Raw genomic sequence first — 15641 nt, forward strand, 5'->3', positions numbered from 1 at the left:
CTGTAATTATTCATTCCCTAGTTTTATTATAGTAAAAATCAACTTTACATGTATTGCATTGAACTATTGCTCCAATACTCGAATCATATATATGCATTCTAATTAATTTACGATTATTATCCCAGCAATTAGTACAAAATGGTTTTTCAAAATTTTTATCGTCCTCTTTGTAATAACAATTATGTTTAAATATTAGAGTTTTATCAATATGACTATCATCTATTAATTTGTCTATTTGTTTTTTTAAACTATTATTTTCCTCTAATAAATCTGAACTTTGTTTTTGTACATCAAGCAATATTCTGTATAGTTCAATATTATCCGCTTTCTGAGCAATATTAACTGCATCTTTTATAGCATCATAGATTGACATCAGTTTCTCCTCCCCTCTTCATGTATTTATTCTATAAGATAGGAGAAAATCCTACTATAATCGTTTGACTTTATTCGACAATTTGCATTGTTATAATTCTTTTATCCTAGGATTCTTATCCTAAATTCTCCCTTATTCTCTTGGCTAGGTATTATTTTTAAGATTGCATTAGTATTTATATATTCATTGCCGAGTTTAATAATTTTAGCGTTGAATTGCCCAGTTCCTTTATTATAGTACTTCTTTAAGAATTCTTCAGCTGTATATTCTAATTCTATTTTAGTTCCATCTATTAGTATTACTTCGCTTTTAAGTTTCATCCTAAACACCTCCCATATCATAATACAGTTTTGTTTATATATTATCCATATTATAACATGGTTTGAATTTTCATGTTGTAAGAAGGTTTATCCCCACTTCACTTGCCTAATCCTTCTGCCCTGCCTTTTGTATGAATCATGCTGCATTAAATTCTCAGGCCTATCTCCAAGCTTAATCTCCTTTTTCTGCTGTCTCTTGCCTATCATTATCAATTTTCTATATGTATCTATATCATTCTTTCTAAGATAATCTCCTATAATCAATTCCCTCACCTCATTTTTACATAATAAAAAATCCCACCTGGGGAAAGGTGAGATCGCCGACTTTATAAATTTTTACATTTCTTTAGTATTATGAAACATGTTTGAGAAGATGTTCACATTTACTACATATTACCATTATAACATATCCATATTAAAATAAAGTTACCTCTTAGTTACTTTAGTGTTTTATTTGCTTCCATGCTTTTTTTCTTCATATAACTATACTCATATCCTAATTCGTCTGCTATTTCATTCAGTGTCTTCCCTTCTATAAACCTTTTATATGCTATTTTGTATTCTAACCCTTCAAGCTGCTCCAATTTCTCTAGCATTTGTCTTTGAGTCTCTTTCTTATCTTCTATGATTGATTGCAATATAGCTGCTTCATTATTTAGTTTGTGCTTTCTATCTACGTATATATCTAATTCTATCTTATTGTATTCAATTCTCCTAAGGGCATAATCTTCCCTATATAAATCATCTAATCTATTCTCGTATATTTCTATTTCTCTAAGTAAATCCTGGTAGGTAGATATTAATAGCATATGTCATCCCTCCTATTCTCCCCTTCTAGTAGCTTCTATCTGCCTTTCTACTATCCCTAATTCTATTTTTGTAGCCCTTAGCTTTTCTAATGTAGCATCATAATTAGTTTCCGCTACATCCCTATTAAATTTTAATTTCGCTATGCTTTCATTTCCTCTAGCCACATCATTTGTTAATGTTGCAGGCAAGCCCCTATCCCTTAAAATTAAAAGTTCTTTTGCTAATGCTACCCTATAGGTATACTCTGTCTTTGCTTTTTCATATCCTGCCTTTCTAAGTTCACCTACTGTATTATTTAATTCCTCCCTTAACCTCTCTATTTCAGTTATAAGTATCTGCATTACATCACTCCTATAAATAAAACCTTCCGCCCATTAGTCGTTTAATAACATCTTTTCTTTTTATCCCTCTATCTGGATGATAATCTAGCTTTCTAAATGCCCTTTTAGCTTGTCTTTTATCTAGGTCTAATATTTTTACAAGTTCTTCTGTGGTATAAAATTTCTTGTTTAATATTTTCTCTAGCTTCTCTTGGAGCTCTTTCTTATATTTTAGGTCCGTCTCTCTGCACTTGTGAGGCCCATTATTCCCTCTATGTGCTTCTGACTCCAAATATTTATAATTTAACTCGTAATCAAGGCCACCTTGGCTACGGTAAACTATATGGTGACGTTCTATCATTTATATCTTCCCTCCTCAATAAAAAAGGACACCTCGGTTATATTTCTATAACTTTGGTGTCCGCTGTCTAGGTACAGTAGGACTTTATTTACTTATTATGTTCATTAAACTTCTATTACAGTTGCGGGAAAACTGCCCTTACAAGGTTCTTTTCTATAATTAACCATCATACCCCCAGTTGGACTTGGTGATAGTTTTATATTAGTATGTCTTACACTGTGTATATTGCCTACATAGTCATAATCACCCATTACTGCATTTATAAATTCTTCCTTATTATGGTGCCCTTTGCTGTAATATGCCATTACGCTACACCCTTCAAATTCAGCTACCTCTTGTATTAATAATGGATATTTCTTCATGTTTTCATTCCCCTTCCTTCACATAAATAACATTATCCGTCTTATCCTTTCCAAATACCATACTCTACATAATAAGCAATATCCCTTAAATCCTCTTCTAAATTTTCATCTAATATACCTGAGTTTATAACTTTATATAAGACATCTACTGCATAATCATTTTTTAGATTTTTCTCTATTTCTTTCTTCAATTCATAGTTTTCCATCATTAGTGGAGATAGCATATTTACTGTATCTGTTAACGCTTCGTTCTGTTCTTGTAACTCGTCTAGTCTTGCTAACAAATATGGTATATCTTGTCTTGCCTTTGCTATAAATTCTAAATCTGCTCCAACTGGATTGCTCCAATCGTTTCTAGTTATAGTTTCATTTCTTACTACCACTGCTGCCCATTTAATAAATTCTTCATAAGGCTCATCATGGTAATATTTTTCTACCCTCCATTTTCCAGGAGTCGCTTTTTCAACTCTTTCTTTAATTTCTCTAATTCTTTTAATATCTTTTTTATCCACTAATACACCTTCTTCCTATTTTTCAATTTATACTCAACATTTAATTTCCCTTCATGATTACTAATCTCTATATTAAAATAGTCAAGGCTATTCATCTTTTCAGCTGTATCTACTATTTCATCTATGTATCGTTCAATCTCGTTTTTAAGGCTTGATTTTTTTGTTTTTTTGTAATATTTATCTATTTCCATAGCTGCCCCTCCTCAAATATACTTAATTGGGGATTATCTTGCATTTCCCTGTAATTCTTGCAATATCCAATCCCATCCCCGCCAAATTCCGTTTCACATTTATAGCAAATACATTCCTCTTTATTTATTCCGAACTCCTTTTCGCAATTTATACATATGCAACTTTTATAATCCATATATAAACCTCTTATACCACTTTTATATTGATATCATCCAACCAACCAGCCCTTACTGCTTTAATCGTTCCTGGGATCCGATTATCATGCTTTATATCTTTTTCTTTTATTATTTTCATTGCTGCTATAAATTGAATTTTTCTATATCCACTGGTATTCTTGATTGCTCCTTTAATTAAATCTTGATCATTGCTTAACCTATGCCATTTATTTATTATCGCTATTTCTGCCCTGCCTAATTTTTTTGCTATTATTTCAGGTCCTAATCTCTCGTAATTTTCAAGAATATAATTATCCTCTTCTTTTGTATATGGTTTATATCTTCTGCTTCCGTTCATCTAGCTCACCATCTCATATAATTCTCTTTTGACTCCTACTGGTATCATTTCCCCTATACTGCATATGCACTGTTCCTGCTCATATATCTCTATAGCTTTACTTTTGTATTTCTCGAATAATTCAAAATCTCCGTTCAAATGTCTAATAACCGCCCTAGCATAATATTCTATAGCTATCATTTCCCCTCTCCTTCCCCTGCATTCTCACACACATGGTCACATCTGTTTTGACAATATAAACAACATTTCTCACAATCACGAACTTCTGCATATTTCTTATACTTTATAGCATTTAGACACATTTTTGAGATTTCTTCAGAGCACTTCATGTTTATACCTCCTCTTATAGGAGAGGGTAGCTTGTACTACCCTCAGTTTTAGTTAAGAAATAATCTCATATTCATCTTCTAACTCATTCAAATTCTCAACTAAATATTCTTTAATCCTTTTCATTGCTTGATTTTTCCAAGCTCCACCATCTGCTTCATAAAGAGCTGCCTCTGGACCACTTCTCATGCGAAATATAAATTTACTTTCTGGTTGTATCACCTCCGGAAACGTTCTAAACGGTGCTAAAGTTACTGGATTAGGCACCTGTGCATCTCCTACACTTGCTACCCCTGTTTTTATTGTTACTGCTTGACTTATTCCATCGTCTCCTGTATCTTTTACCGCTTCATCTCGAATTAAACCCGTAAACTTAAGTAGTAGCTCTTTATCTTCATTATCAGTAAATCCTGATTGCAACATTATATTAAACCTTTCAGTATCTATAAACCTGTCATAGAAAACATTATTAGGCAATATAGCTACTGCTCTTAAAATTTCATCCCTAACATCATCATCATTTAATGGAGTCAATAACCTTACTTCCCTAGGGCTAACTACTTGTATTAATAATTTCTCCTTGTATCCATCTATGTTAGACTTCATATAATCTGTAATACTTGTAAGATTGCTCACCTCTAACGTTTCAACCCTTGGAAAATTCACTCTTGTAAGTGGTACTTTTGAAAACAATCCCTTATCTGTTTCAACTAAAATATCCTTCTCATACCCTAAACCTACTAAATATTCCAAAGCTTCTTTATTTGACATTTTTATTCCTCCTAAATTTTATTATTTTATTAATTTAATGCCTTTTGTATCTACTCCACCATCATCTTGAAGTATCTCCCCGGTGCTTTCATCTACTTTCATGTACTGCTGTCCTTTTATTTGGTTATTATATTCACTTGCTACTATCCCTCCATTTCCATCCCTGTCTATGATTATTTTTGTTGCCACCGACTTTGCTGGTGCTAATTTAGTCTTTGTTGATATATCCACCATACTTAATTCCCTATCTTCTTCTGTTACGAATGTTAGTTCTAACGTCAATTTCCTTTTGATTTTATGATCCGTATTTGGATCTGCGATGTTCTCTAGTACATCCTTCAATGCTAAATTAAATTTTTCTGTTAATGCTCCACCTGCAAACTTCTCTAAATTAATCATGTTATTCATTGATTATACCTCCTTAATCCTTACCTCCACCCTTGGATTATTCTTGTCTACCTCAAATGTATTGCTCCACCCTGCGTTCTCATTCCATCCATCATTCTTTATTACTCTAGCTTGTACTAGTCCATCCCATATAAATTTTACTGCTGCAGCTATATTATCTGGATCTCTTCTTTTATTTTTGCAGTACCAGGTTATATTAAGGAATACCTTTTTCTTTTTTGGCACCTTTTTAGCTACCCATGTTACTAGATCCGTGTTAGTTTGTTTCATGTCGTTATATTTAAGATAATGTAATTTTGCTGCATCTATAATTTCATTCATCCCTGGCAATTCACCTGGAATAACTATTGTTGTCTCTTTCATTCAATCATCCCCTCAAGATATTTAGGATTATATATTCTCTAAGAAATGTTCCTTTAATTAGTTTTCTCCACCTTCTCCACTTCTTCATATCTAATTACCTCCTAACAATCTTTCTATTTTTTTATCTAAGCTCCTAATCAATTGCATTAATTCATCTATCGTCTCTACGTTAGAGTTTCTTATTTGGAGTTCTTTATATCCCTGTAGGGCGTTATAAATCTTTCCGTAGTATCCAACGTTAACTTTATATTCTTTTATCTCCCCGTCCTTGTCCTTACCCTTCTTTTTTTCTTGTAAAATATATTGCATGCTATCACTTGTAATTTGATATTTATTGTCTATTTGAATTTTCATTTAAAATCATCTCCTTTGCTTTTTCTATAGCTTTTTTGTGTGTCCATTCTGGATTCTCAAATAATAGCCTTGCAGCCTCTTCTGCTACTGCTCTAATCCTCTTTTTATCCATTTGACATCCCCCTTATCTTTTTAATCTCCCACCAAACTTTATCCCCTTCAATTTCGATTACTTCTATCAAAACTTCACTAGTATTTGTTATTGCAACTACTTGAGTACCTAATTCAATTCTGTCTCTTTCATTAATAAGATTTATAACTTCCTCGTTTTTAATTGATTTATATTTTGAACCAGCTTTAATATAGTGTTTCATGCTTTTCTACTCTCCCACAGGCGATTCGCAATATAATCTTTATATTCAAAGTTATTGCTATATTTTTTCTTTCTAAACTTCTCCCGTTCCTTTTTAAATTCTTGGTATTTTTTACATTTACTATGACAGCCTAAATGTCTATCCTCGCAATTAATACATGTTTTTGACATCTTTTATTCCTCCTATAAAGCTTTATAAAGTCTATAATTAAGTTCTTCCCCTTGAAACTCCATAATATGCCCTTTACACATTTCGAATATTCTACTCCCGATGCCTTCATCAAATGAAAGTATGTCATCAACTGTGTATTCACTTGAAATTATCATAGGAGCTCCTTTAAAGTATCTATAATTAACTATTTCAAACATCGCTCTTTTATCTGCATCATTTAACCCTTCATAGCCAGCCCTAGTCTTATATGTTGCATTTTTATATAAATCATCTATCAGTAACACTGTTGCATTTTTATATTTGTTTATTTCCCTAGCATAGCTTTCTTCATCAGCTGCAACTTGCTTAATTCTTGTTATATCTTCTCTATATTGCATATACCTAACCCCGATATTTCGTTTCATTAGTTCATTGGCTATAGCTATACTTAAATGGGTTTTCCCTGCTCCTACTTGTCCAAGATAAGCTATTGAATTGTTTTTAGATTCTTTTATTTGGTCAAACTTTTTTACATAGTCCATAGCCATAGCTTTAGCATTGGCTGTAACTTGATTGTTAGGCTTGAAGTTTTCAAAGTTTCTTTGAAGGAATGCCTCAGTTATCCCAGATGATTCTATTATTCTTTTATAATGCTTTACTTCTCTGCATTTACAAGGCTTAGAGGAAGTTATTAACCCATCTTCGTCATATATATCAACCCATTCCTTGTCCTTGCATATTTCACATTCATACTCAATTTTCTCCTCCACCCCAGAGGAATTGGCTCTTATCGAATTTAAAATTCTGCTTGCTATCTCTTGGAGTTGGTCCATTTTTAACACCTTCCTTCTGCATGTTCATCTTTTCCCATTCGTCTTGGAAAATAGGCATGAAATAACTAAAAGAGTTTATGGTTATACGTCCATTTCTAGCTTTATTTTCTTCTGCTGCTGATTTCATAACCCTTGCAATAAAATCAATGTCCTGGTACTTTTCATAAACATTAACCATGTCAGCCATATCCTTACTACTACACATATTACGATTTCTAATTTGCAAATAATGTCTTTCTATTTTCTCAACTGGATTAATCTGTTTAGTAGGATCGGTACCCACTTGGGCGACAGATTCTTCTTCCTGTTGTATGAAGTCGGCATCCATATCGGCGACAGGAATATCTTTTCCAGTTTCTGTCTGTTCGTCTGCTATAGTAGTAATATATATATCATTCTTATCTTTATTATCTTTCTTCTTATTGTTCTTGTTCTGTTCTTGTTCTGTTCTTTCACCGTTCTCTAGCTGTTCTTGGTTAGGCTGTTCAAATCTGTTGAACCCTTGATAATAACCATAGTTTAAGACTGTAAAGAGTGTTCCTAGTCTAGTTTCTTGTTTTTCAATCCTTCCATCAGATTTCAACTTATCTGTTATTGTTTTTAAATGTGATATGGAATAATATTTAATAGCATTATTTTCAACATACATAAGGTCCTCTCTTAAATTTCTATAAGACCTAAGATACTGTCCTCTCTTAACATGAATGTCTCCCATATAAATCCCTTCTTCTTTCCATACTGCATTCCCAACAATGTAAAAAAACACTCTAAACTCCGCAACATTGTTCCAAATATCATTTTGAAAAATTCCTCTATCTATCTGAAATACACCAGACAAACATATCACCTACTTTGGAGACCAGGAGCTCAAAGCTCCTAGTCTAAAATGATTCATCCTCATCACTGCCTTGGTTCCATGGTAAATTTGGGTCATCTGCAATATCATCAATGTCATCAAATTCTGCTACTATTTCTTCTTCCTCATCTTCCTTTTCTTTAATATTTTCCAGCATTTCTATAACCTTGTTAGCTTCTTCCTTAGTTAATTCTGTGCTTAATTCTTTACCAAATGCTTGTCTCATGTATTTCTTAATTTCCTCTCCATTCATGTTCTTCTTTTCTGCTAAGTCATACATGCGATTTAACTGTTCTTTAGTTGCCAAATCCTCATCCACAATACTTGCTTCTATAGGTGTTTCATCTAGTTTCGAATCATCAACTGGCATTTCTTCTGGACTATATAAACCACTAAATTCTTCTGGGATTGCTTCTCTTAATGCTTGTACTAATGCTACTTTCCTTATCATTGTTGCAGGCATTTTAGCCCAATTATTCATTAATTCTCCCTTACTGTTATATCTCTGGTACTCTTCTAAACTGACTGTATTTTCTAGGGGGACCTGCCAATCTTTCCTGTAAACTTTAGCCCATCCACCTACAAGTGATTCATTTGGAAGGACCAAAGCTCCCTTCCTATATTCAACTCCTTTATCTTTTTGAACTATTACACCAGCTTCATAGCCTGTACATAATTTTGACTTAGCAGCTCTTTTTACAAATGTATCTTTTCCTGTAACCATTGTAGCTGGACTACTACCAAACTTAATTAGATATGCTTCCCTCAAAAATGGATTTAAATTTTGATACTTACACATTTGCATAAACATTACTACTTCTTGGTCGGTAACTCTTGATGGATCTCCTGATACCAAATATCTTTTAACTATATCTTTTGATAGGGTTATTTCCCCATTATCCGTTTCATATTTCATAATATTAGCCATGTCTACACCTCCACTTTAATATTTACAGAATCTGGTCTATCTTCTACACTAATTCCCTCTATGACTTGCCCATTGTAAGCTATTACTCGTTCATAATGTTTATATTCGATCTCTGCATCCACTATCTCTCCAGTTTCAATATTGATGAAATTCTCACCAAACAATTTAATATTTGGGACTATATTTCCGTCTAATACTACTACATCATCCAATACTTCAACTGAATCCTTTAGCTCATTTTTATTTACTTTTTCGATTATTTCTGTTTTGACTAAATGGCTTATTCCCCTAGATTTTAAGCTTTCTATAATTTTTTCATCTTCATAATTCCATTTAGGTTGTTGTTTTCTGGTTGTAATTTTCCCATATGGTGTGGATAATTTAAACTTAGAATCCTTTTCCCTCTCTTTTGAAAAGTATTTAATAAGTAGCCCTTCAAAGAATCCTTTAGAATTGTTAAGGCCTTTTTCTTCTTGTTGTTGCCATTCCCTAATCCGTTCTATCTCTTTATTAGCAAGCTCTTGTATTTCTGATTTCTTTTTTTCTATAGCCGCTAATTTTCTAAAAGCCCAATTTGCACTATCCAAATCATCAATAATAAATCTACCACCTACATCTGCCGCTTCAGCGGTGTCTATAGCTTCCTCTATTTCTAATTCCATCAATTTATCTATCACCTAAATCTCCCCTTTCTATATTCCTGAAACTTCTTTAAAAATTTCATATATATCTACCTGGCCTTCAATTCGTTCTACTGGTTCTACTTCTCCTACTAAATCATTGTCTTTTTTGCTATCTTTAGCTATTTTAGAGTAGCAATAGGATCCATATCCTCTATTTCTGCTTACCTCAGAAGTCAATTTTCTCCCGCACCTTTTACAAACAATTGAATAATTATCACTCATTATTATTCTCCTTTCGTTTTTACCTCTACTATTTTTATTGAATATGCTATAATAAAGATAACGATATATTTATTTAATTGCTGACCTTTTCTGGTTGCTGCCAGAACTGGTCTTTTTTTCTTTATATCTTTTTATTCTGTGATATATATTTGAATCTGTTGAACCGTATATTTCTGCTATTTGTTTATAAGTTAATCCTTGATTTTTCATTACTATCATGTCTAAAACATCTTCATCTGTAGTAGCTTTTACAACTGATGAATCGGACACTACTGCAAATGCCTGCTCTGGTGTTGCTATATCCTCTCGGAGTATTGCTATATACATTGCTGCTATGTTATATCTGAGATCTATTGAACTTTCTATTTGCATTACACTCACCTCCAAACTTTCCTAATCTCCTTAACTACATCCTTGGCTTGTCCGATTATTACGTATATAAGTACTAATAAAGGTATAATTAATATCCTTCCATCTGCTCCACTAAAAACTATTTTCTCAACTATCCTTATCATTATGTCACCCCCTTGTGATACACTACCGAAAGAGCTGCACCTGCCATCTCTAGTATTTCTTTTGTAACCTCTTCCCATCTTTGAACCTCATGTTCATCTATCCTTCCATTACTGGCAATTTTAATCATGCATGGCTTAACATTTTCTACATCTATACTTTCTTTCTGCAAGGATAGGACCGATTGTGCTAAATCTGATATATTTATTTTAGGCAAACACCTTTGTCCAACTTTTGTGGATATTCTTAAATGTTCATATCCTAACCATTTGGCATTATATATATCTGCCATGTCATATACTATGTCTCCATGTGGAATAGTAGCTCCAGATTCATAATCTGCTAAAGACCTTACACTTATATTAAGCATTTCAGCTGCTCCTAATTGAGTTAATCCTGCATTGTTTCTAGCTAATTGGTATATACTTCTGTATCTTCTGTTCATTCATATTCACCCCCTTTAGTGGTATTATTTAATTAATGAAGAAACTATATTTAATCTTCCCTAACTTCCCCACCAGTGAGAAGTTGCCTATTTCTCTTCCTTTCCTTCCTTCCTCATGTCTATTGCCAATGCCGTTATACAAAGCCTTCCATTTATATCACATCTCCTTAGTAAAATATTTGGTAGATTGCATGTTCGCCAACTAAATATTTATCCATAATAAGATTTACTTCCATATCTTTTGTCTTGATTGCAAACCCGCCCTTTATTTCTTTGTAAAAGTTTGGATATCCCTCGTTAGCTTTAGTTTTCATTCTTCCCATCTTTTCTTCTACTTCTTCCTTAGTGCCTTTATAAATAATAAAACCCATTTTCATTTATTTCATCCCTTTCTATTTTTCCATAGCATTTTCAGCCTCTTTTCTTCTTCTTATTGCCTCTGCTAAAATGCTATAAAAGTCTTTTTTTCTTTCCTTTATATTTTCAGGAGTTTCAACTACTATTTTCTCTATCACTGGATCAGGTAATCTTGCCATGTTATCCCTCCTAAGCCGCATGTTTTATATACAGTTGATTAACTATGTTTATATAAATCTCTGTGAGCCTCTTATCTGCTTCTATAACATCAAGATAATTAGCTTTGTTTATAGATGTTTTTGTTGCTCCCTCTAATGCCATCCTTTGTCTAAGATTCTCTAGTCTAATATTTAATTTGCAGCTTGCTCTTTCTTCCAGTAGCGTATAACTTTCCTTAATAATCTCTTCATAGTTACCATTCTTAAAGCCAATCTTTCTAAGTTTTCTAGTTGCATCTCTTCTCCAGTCTTCATCCCTAGATGTAATAGTTTCTTTTATAGTAGTTACTTGTTCTTCTAGTTGATTCTGCTTTATCTCTACATTTGCCATAGCTTGGAACATCTGATTAAACATTTGGAGCTGCGGACTTAGGCTTGAAGTATCTACCATTTGTCTATATCTTTTTTCTACCTCAATGAAATATTTTCTTACTAACCTTCCCTTTGCATTGTTTTCTACCATAGATATTTCTTTAGCCATATCAATCTTCAAAATATAATCATGCCTTGTTACATTTTGACGCTCCCCAGTTTTGGTGAACGTTACAACATAGTCAAAACCATTAATGAAGTTATATTTTTCAATTCTATCTTTAATCCATGTTGTAAAATCTTTACCTACTCCTAAAAATTCATGTAATTCTCTACCATCTACTAACTTTTCTTGTTTTGGATTTTGATAAATATTAACTAATCCTGTTTCCAGCAAAGCTAAACCGTTCATCTTTGGTCCTCCTTTCAACTAATAATTAATGTTCATTTCTTTAGCCAATACTTCAAAGTATTCTTCTTCCGCCATAATCTCATTGTTTGCAACTTTTCTTGGGTCTGATATATAAGCTGATGTCATTTCAAATCCATAAATTAAATCTCCTATCATATCATCTTTCGTGCCCTTATAACCTGCTTTTTTCAGCTTTTCAAACATGCCATTACCTGTCATTTCTCCATCTAGAATCTCTTTCATTAATTTTTCATGAGTATTTATCATATTTTCCACCTCTTGCACCCCCTTCCAACATTTACTTCTTTTTTTGAATCTGTTTTTGTGTGATAATTTATTTATGCTGAGTGATTGTTTATGTTTCGTTTTGTTACCTCTAATGCGTAAAAGAACTCGTCTAATGTTAAATTAAGTGCCAATGATATTTTTTTAGCTACTCCAATAGATGGAGTTCTATTACCATTTTCAATTAAAGTATAGAAAGACCTACTTATACCTGATAAATCGGCAATTTCATTATGTGAAAGTTTCCTTTCTAATCTTATACTTTCTAAATTTCTATCTTGCATATCCTCACCCCCATGTTTCTATCTGTTACTTTAAATTATAGGTTACTTTCTGTTACTTGTCAATAGTTTTTATAGAAATATTTTATTATTTGTTTCTTATTGTTACTTATGTTGCAATTAGTAACTTTTATTATTATATTAGAGTTAGAAAGGTGGTTTTTATGAGCAATTTTAGTGATAGATTAAAAGAGCTAAGAATTGAAAGTGGAATACTTCAAAGAGAACTAGCCGACTATTTAAAAGTTTCAAGAGTAACAATTACTCAATATGAATCTGGTAATAGATCTCCTGATGATGAAATAAAAAAGAAAATAGCCAAATATTTCAATGTATCCTTAGACTACCTTATGGGAGTATCTGATGTTAAAAATCCATATTCAGAAAAGAGTATTGAAGAAGAATATAAAGAAGAAATTCAAGCCTTAGAAAAATTTAGACAAGTTATGATAAATAAAGGGTTAGATTATAAAAATAAAACATATGAAGAATTAGCTGAAATAGTAGTTAAACATATCAAAGTACAAGACATATTAAATAGCGATAATAGTAAAAGCAATTAACCTTATAAAGTTAACTGCTTTTATTTTTAATGATTTTAAATTCCTCATCTGCAACAGAATTTATTAATTGCTCTATTTCTATTTCTTTTTTATTCCTAATTTTATTTCTTATTATATCTAAGTTTTTTATGTACTCTATATCCTCCACCACTCCTGCCCCCTTTATGAAATATTACAGTGGCGAACGTATGTTTTAATATATTATACCAAACATTTGTTCTGCGTGCAATGGATATTACTGTTTGTTTTTCATATATATAATTTTAATTTTCAATATATTTTTAATTTATAGATATAATAACACAGTACTTAAAGTACTGCAAATTAGCCATTTGGTGTTATTCTAGAAAAATTTAGTATAACACAATATATATGTTTGGTTAGCTCAATATATACAATATTAATATTGCAGATAATAGCTTAAAATACATGTTTACCATTTTGTGTATTGTTACAAAGATTTAATAACAAATAATTAATTAAGGAGGTCTTATTTATGCATAATCATAAGCTAAAAAGATTATCAGTATTTATTTTAGCCTTAGTGTTAACCCTTACATCTGTTTTGGCTATAAATGATAACGTTACCTTTGCAACTAAACAACCAACCAAAACTGAAGTATTAAAAGTCCACTACATAGATGTTGGACAAGGTGATAGCATTTTCATTGAACTACCTAATGGACAAACTTCACTCATTGATGGTGGTCCTGGCAGTAATTCTAAGACAGTTGTAAATTACCTAAAAAAACAAAACGTAAAAAAGATTGACTATCTTATAGCTACTCACCCACATGAAGACCATATAGGAGGATTACCTGAAGTAATTAAAAGCTTTGACATTGGTAGTATCTATATGCCTGATATTACTCATACAACTAAAGCTTTTGAAAATCTATTATTGGCCATAAAAAATAAAGGTAAAAAAATAACCATTACCAAAGCTGGAGATGAACTTATAAATGAAAAGAATCTAAAGTATGAAGCTCTAGCTCCTAGTTCAGATTCTTATGACAATCTTAATAATTACAGTATTGTACTTAAACTAAAATATAAAAATAATGCATTCTTATTTATGGGAGATGCTGAAAAACCTTCAGAAGATGAAATATTAGCAGCAGGCTATGACATTAAAGCTGATGTAATTAAAGTAGGCCATCATGGTAGCAACTCTTCCAGTGGTGGAAGGTTTATTACAAATGTTTCTCCACACCACGCTGTAGTAAGTTGTGGTAAAGGAAATAGCTATGGCCATCCACACAAAGAAACTGTTAATAGGTTTACTGGAAATAATATAAAGCTTTATCGAACTGATAGAGATGGTACCATAGTATTTACTTCTGATGGAAATAAAATTACAGTAACCAAACTTGGAACTCAACAGAAACCTAATAATAAAAATACTTCACCAGCAAAGAGCACCGCACCTAAAACTAATAAAAAACCACCTACTGGCTCAACCTCTAACAAGGAATCAACTGTATATATAACCAATACTGGATCAAAGTACCATAGATCTGGATGTAGGTATCTAAAGAAAAGTAAGATTCCAATAAAGTTAAGTGAAGCTAAAAGTCAAGGATATACACCTTGTAAGGTTTGTAATCCATAAGATAAATAAAAAAAGGGGGAATATTAAATGAAAAAAGTACTGCTAATGTCATTAGATATAATTGATGATTTAAATGGTGACCCAATGTTTAATGCCCTTGTAGAATGTTTAAACCAAGTTATCACCGATGGCAATGAACTAGCCTTTATGAGTCGTAGTGAATATAGGCTCCGAACAGCAAAACAACATTATGAACATATGAATAATAACTTTAAATTTATTTCTAGGAATCAAGCCAAAAATATCATACAAACACATGGAAAAAATTATTTTATAATCCTAGGTAATAGAAACATAGATTTCTTGAATGCAGTTCACCATAAGATCTTACTTCTATATCCTACATGGACTAAAGAGTTAGAGCCTAAAGCTAAAAAATATGGTTTGCAAATTGCAAATCCTAAAGAGCTACTTGAAATAATTAATAGCACTAATATCCAGCAATCTGATTTAGATATTCCTATGAATTTTAAAGAACCTAAATATGCTGGTATTAGGGTAGACAAAGATATTTATCTTGAATATAAAAAATTACTTAAAAAGAACAATATTACAGGCAAAGACTTTTTCAATGCTTTAATGTTATCAGTAATAAATTCACATAATAAAAAGCTACCTTAAGGTAGCTTTTTTATACTCAAAATATCTTATTTTTCTTTTGCTTACACATT

Annotated in this window: 36 protein-coding genes; 3 read left to right on the forward strand and 33 right to left on the reverse strand. The window is 31.8% G+C overall.

Translation table 11 applies throughout. From position 1 onward, the window contains the following. Nucleotides 1–10 precede the first annotated feature (10 nt). From C3E90_RS10865 to C3E90_RS11015, 32 genes are all read right to left on the reverse strand, one after another. A complete protein-coding gene (locus tag C3E90_RS10865) occupies nucleotides 11–373 on the reverse strand; it encodes a hypothetical protein (protein ID WP_236915691.1) in 363 nt (120 codons plus the stop codon). A gap of 101 nt (nucleotides 374–474) precedes the next feature. Next, nucleotides 475–693, reverse strand: coding sequence for a hypothetical protein (locus C3E90_RS10870; protein WP_236915692.1), 219 nt, complete (start codon nucleotides 691–693; stop codon nucleotides 475–477). Between the two features lie 87 nt (nucleotides 694–780). Then, nucleotides 781–957 (reverse strand): hypothetical protein, encoded by a 177-nt coding sequence (locus tag C3E90_RS10875; RefSeq protein ID WP_236915693.1) that lies wholly within the window; start codon nucleotides 955–957, stop codon nucleotides 781–783. A gap of 173 nt (nucleotides 958–1130) precedes the next feature. After that, a complete protein-coding gene (locus C3E90_RS10880; protein ID WP_236915694.1) occupies nucleotides 1131–1502 on the reverse strand; it encodes a hypothetical protein in 372 nt (123 codons plus the stop codon). Between the two features lie 12 nt (nucleotides 1503–1514). Further along, a complete protein-coding gene (locus C3E90_RS10885) occupies nucleotides 1515–1844 on the reverse strand; it encodes a hypothetical protein (protein WP_236915695.1) in 330 nt (109 codons plus the stop codon). A gap of 10 nt (nucleotides 1845–1854) precedes the next feature. Beyond that, on the reverse strand, nucleotides 1855–2184 hold the full coding sequence (locus C3E90_RS10890; protein ID WP_236915696.1) for an HNH endonuclease: 330 nt from the start codon (nucleotides 2182–2184) through the stop codon (nucleotides 1855–1857). Between the two features lie 104 nt (nucleotides 2185–2288). After that, nucleotides 2289–2546, reverse strand: coding sequence for a hypothetical protein (locus C3E90_RS10895; RefSeq protein WP_236915697.1), 258 nt, complete (start codon nucleotides 2544–2546; stop codon nucleotides 2289–2291). A 41-nt stretch (nucleotides 2547–2587) separates the two neighbouring features. Then, nucleotides 2588–3058 carry a hypothetical protein gene (locus C3E90_RS10900; RefSeq protein ID WP_236915698.1) on the reverse strand — a complete coding sequence of 157 codons (471 nt, stop codon included), beginning with the start codon at nucleotides 3056–3058 and terminating at the stop codon, nucleotides 2588–2590. Further along, entirely contained in the window at nucleotides 3058–3249 is a 192-nt protein-coding gene (locus C3E90_RS10905) for a hypothetical protein (RefSeq protein ID WP_236915699.1), read from the reverse strand. The genes C3E90_RS10900 and C3E90_RS10905 overlap by 1 nt, the downstream gene beginning before the upstream one ends. Then, nucleotides 3240–3425 carry a hypothetical protein gene (locus tag C3E90_RS10910; protein WP_236915700.1) on the reverse strand — a complete coding sequence of 62 codons (186 nt, stop codon included), beginning with the start codon at nucleotides 3423–3425 and terminating at the stop codon, nucleotides 3240–3242. Before C3E90_RS10910 ends, C3E90_RS10905 begins: the two co-directional genes overlap by 10 nt. Nucleotides 3426–3436: 11 nt before the next feature. Then, nucleotides 3437–3763: a hypothetical protein gene (locus C3E90_RS10915; protein WP_236915701.1), complete on the reverse strand. Its 327-nt coding sequence runs from the start codon at nucleotides 3761–3763 to the stop codon at nucleotides 3437–3439. After that, complete coding sequence (locus C3E90_RS10920) at nucleotides 3764–3943, reverse strand: hypothetical protein (protein ID WP_236915702.1); 180 nt, start codon at nucleotides 3941–3943, stop codon at nucleotides 3764–3766. 201 nt (nucleotides 3944–4144) lie between these two features. Further along, a complete protein-coding gene (locus tag C3E90_RS10925) occupies nucleotides 4145–4861 on the reverse strand; it encodes a hypothetical protein (RefSeq protein WP_236915703.1) in 717 nt (238 codons plus the stop codon). Nucleotides 4862–4882: 21 nt separating this feature from the next. Next, nucleotides 4883–5269, reverse strand: coding sequence for a replication terminator protein (locus tag C3E90_RS10930; RefSeq protein WP_236915704.1), 387 nt, complete (start codon nucleotides 5267–5269; stop codon nucleotides 4883–4885). Between the two features lie 3 nt (nucleotides 5270–5272). Next, complete coding sequence (locus tag C3E90_RS10935; RefSeq protein ID WP_236915705.1) at nucleotides 5273–5632, reverse strand: RusA family crossover junction endodeoxyribonuclease; 360 nt, start codon at nucleotides 5630–5632, stop codon at nucleotides 5273–5275. 90 nt (nucleotides 5633–5722) lie between these two features. Then, nucleotides 5723–5986, reverse strand: coding sequence for a DUF5405 family protein (locus C3E90_RS10940; protein ID WP_236915706.1), 264 nt, complete (start codon nucleotides 5984–5986; stop codon nucleotides 5723–5725). Continuing rightward, nucleotides 5964–6098 carry a hypothetical protein gene (locus C3E90_RS13365; RefSeq protein ID WP_272879132.1) on the reverse strand — a complete coding sequence of 45 codons (135 nt, stop codon included), beginning with the start codon at nucleotides 6096–6098 and terminating at the stop codon, nucleotides 5964–5966. The genes C3E90_RS10940 and C3E90_RS13365 overlap by 23 nt, the downstream gene beginning before the upstream one ends. Continuing rightward, nucleotides 6091–6300, reverse strand: coding sequence for a hypothetical protein (locus C3E90_RS10945; RefSeq protein ID WP_236915707.1), 210 nt, complete (start codon nucleotides 6298–6300; stop codon nucleotides 6091–6093). Before C3E90_RS10945 ends, C3E90_RS13365 begins: the two co-directional genes overlap by 8 nt. After that, on the reverse strand, nucleotides 6297–6470 hold the full coding sequence (locus C3E90_RS10950; RefSeq protein ID WP_236915708.1) for a hypothetical protein: 174 nt from the start codon (nucleotides 6468–6470) through the stop codon (nucleotides 6297–6299). The genes C3E90_RS10945 and C3E90_RS10950 overlap by 4 nt, the downstream gene beginning before the upstream one ends. Nucleotides 6471–6482: 12 nt before the next feature. Further along, complete coding sequence (locus C3E90_RS10955; RefSeq protein WP_236915709.1) at nucleotides 6483–7283, reverse strand: ATP-binding protein; 801 nt, start codon at nucleotides 7281–7283, stop codon at nucleotides 6483–6485. Continuing rightward, complete coding sequence (locus tag C3E90_RS10960) at nucleotides 7204–8121, reverse strand: hypothetical protein (protein WP_236915794.1); 918 nt, start codon at nucleotides 8119–8121, stop codon at nucleotides 7204–7206. The genes C3E90_RS10955 and C3E90_RS10960 overlap by 80 nt, the downstream gene beginning before the upstream one ends. Nucleotides 8122–8164: 43 nt before the next feature. Next, a complete protein-coding gene (gene bet, locus C3E90_RS10965) occupies nucleotides 8165–9067 on the reverse strand; it encodes a phage recombination protein Bet (protein ID WP_236915710.1) in 903 nt (300 codons plus the stop codon). 2 nt (nucleotides 9068–9069) lie between these two features. After that, nucleotides 9070–9744, reverse strand: coding sequence for a host-nuclease inhibitor Gam family protein (locus C3E90_RS10970; protein WP_236915711.1), 675 nt, complete (start codon nucleotides 9742–9744; stop codon nucleotides 9070–9072). Nucleotides 9745–9759: 15 nt separating this feature from the next. Next, nucleotides 9760–9972 (reverse strand): DUF6011 domain-containing protein, encoded by a 213-nt coding sequence (locus C3E90_RS10975; protein WP_236915712.1) that lies wholly within the window; start codon nucleotides 9970–9972, stop codon nucleotides 9760–9762. Between the two features lie 69 nt (nucleotides 9973–10041). Then, nucleotides 10042–10344 carry a helix-turn-helix domain-containing protein gene (locus C3E90_RS10980; protein ID WP_236915713.1) on the reverse strand — a complete coding sequence of 101 codons (303 nt, stop codon included), beginning with the start codon at nucleotides 10342–10344 and terminating at the stop codon, nucleotides 10042–10044. Between the two features lie 5 nt (nucleotides 10345–10349). Beyond that, nucleotides 10350–10487, reverse strand: a complete 138-nt coding sequence (locus tag C3E90_RS10985) for a hypothetical protein (RefSeq protein WP_236915714.1) — start codon at nucleotides 10485–10487, stop codon at nucleotides 10350–10352. Next, the gene (locus C3E90_RS10990) at nucleotides 10487–10930 is read right to left on the reverse strand and encodes a helix-turn-helix domain-containing protein (RefSeq protein WP_236915715.1); all 444 of its coding nucleotides are present in this window, start codon (nucleotides 10928–10930) and stop codon (nucleotides 10487–10489) included. The genes C3E90_RS10985 and C3E90_RS10990 overlap by 1 nt, the downstream gene beginning before the upstream one ends. Nucleotides 10931–11097: 167 nt before the next feature. Next, nucleotides 11098–11307 carry a hypothetical protein gene (locus C3E90_RS10995; RefSeq protein WP_236915716.1) on the reverse strand — a complete coding sequence of 70 codons (210 nt, stop codon included), beginning with the start codon at nucleotides 11305–11307 and terminating at the stop codon, nucleotides 11098–11100. A gap of 15 nt (nucleotides 11308–11322) precedes the next feature. After that, nucleotides 11323–11466: a hypothetical protein gene (locus C3E90_RS11000; protein ID WP_236915717.1), complete on the reverse strand. Its 144-nt coding sequence runs from the start codon at nucleotides 11464–11466 to the stop codon at nucleotides 11323–11325. A gap of 10 nt (nucleotides 11467–11476) precedes the next feature. Further along, nucleotides 11477–12229, reverse strand: coding sequence for an antA/AntB antirepressor family protein (locus C3E90_RS11005; protein WP_236915718.1), 753 nt, complete (start codon nucleotides 12227–12229; stop codon nucleotides 11477–11479). 18 nt (nucleotides 12230–12247) lie between these two features. Then, a complete protein-coding gene (locus C3E90_RS11010) occupies nucleotides 12248–12505 on the reverse strand; it encodes a hypothetical protein (RefSeq protein ID WP_236915719.1) in 258 nt (85 codons plus the stop codon). 62 nt (nucleotides 12506–12567) lie between these two features. After that, nucleotides 12568–12798, reverse strand: coding sequence for a helix-turn-helix transcriptional regulator (locus C3E90_RS11015; protein ID WP_236915720.1), 231 nt, complete (start codon nucleotides 12796–12798; stop codon nucleotides 12568–12570). A gap of 161 nt (nucleotides 12799–12959) precedes the next feature. On the opposite strand from C3E90_RS11015, the gene C3E90_RS11020 reads away from it, so the two are divergent. Continuing rightward, the gene (locus C3E90_RS11020; protein WP_236915721.1) at nucleotides 12960–13358 is read left to right on the forward strand and encodes a helix-turn-helix domain-containing protein; all 399 of its coding nucleotides are present in this window, start codon (nucleotides 12960–12962) and stop codon (nucleotides 13356–13358) included. A gap of 10 nt (nucleotides 13359–13368) precedes the next feature. Here C3E90_RS11020 and C3E90_RS11025 read toward each other — a convergent pair whose 3' ends face one another. Beyond that, nucleotides 13369–13506, reverse strand: coding sequence for a hypothetical protein (locus C3E90_RS11025; RefSeq protein WP_236915722.1), 138 nt, complete (start codon nucleotides 13504–13506; stop codon nucleotides 13369–13371). Nucleotides 13507–13854: 348 nt separating this feature from the next. Here C3E90_RS11025 and C3E90_RS11030 point away from each other — a divergent pair, with 348 nt between their 5' ends. Together C3E90_RS11030 and C3E90_RS11035 are read left to right on the forward strand one after the other, a co-directional pair. Next, nucleotides 13855–14970, forward strand: coding sequence for a ComEC/Rec2 family competence protein (locus C3E90_RS11030; protein ID WP_236915723.1), 1116 nt, complete (start codon nucleotides 13855–13857; stop codon nucleotides 14968–14970). A 27-nt stretch (nucleotides 14971–14997) separates the two neighbouring features. Next, the gene (locus C3E90_RS11035; protein WP_236915724.1) at nucleotides 14998–15591 is read left to right on the forward strand and encodes a hypothetical protein; all 594 of its coding nucleotides are present in this window, start codon (nucleotides 14998–15000) and stop codon (nucleotides 15589–15591) included. Nucleotides 15592–15641 lie beyond the last annotated feature (50 nt).

This window comes from Clostridium sp. Cult2 (assembly GCF_021655075.1).
Classification (GTDB): domain Bacteria; phylum Bacillota; class Clostridia; order Tissierellales; family Tepidimicrobiaceae; genus Schnuerera.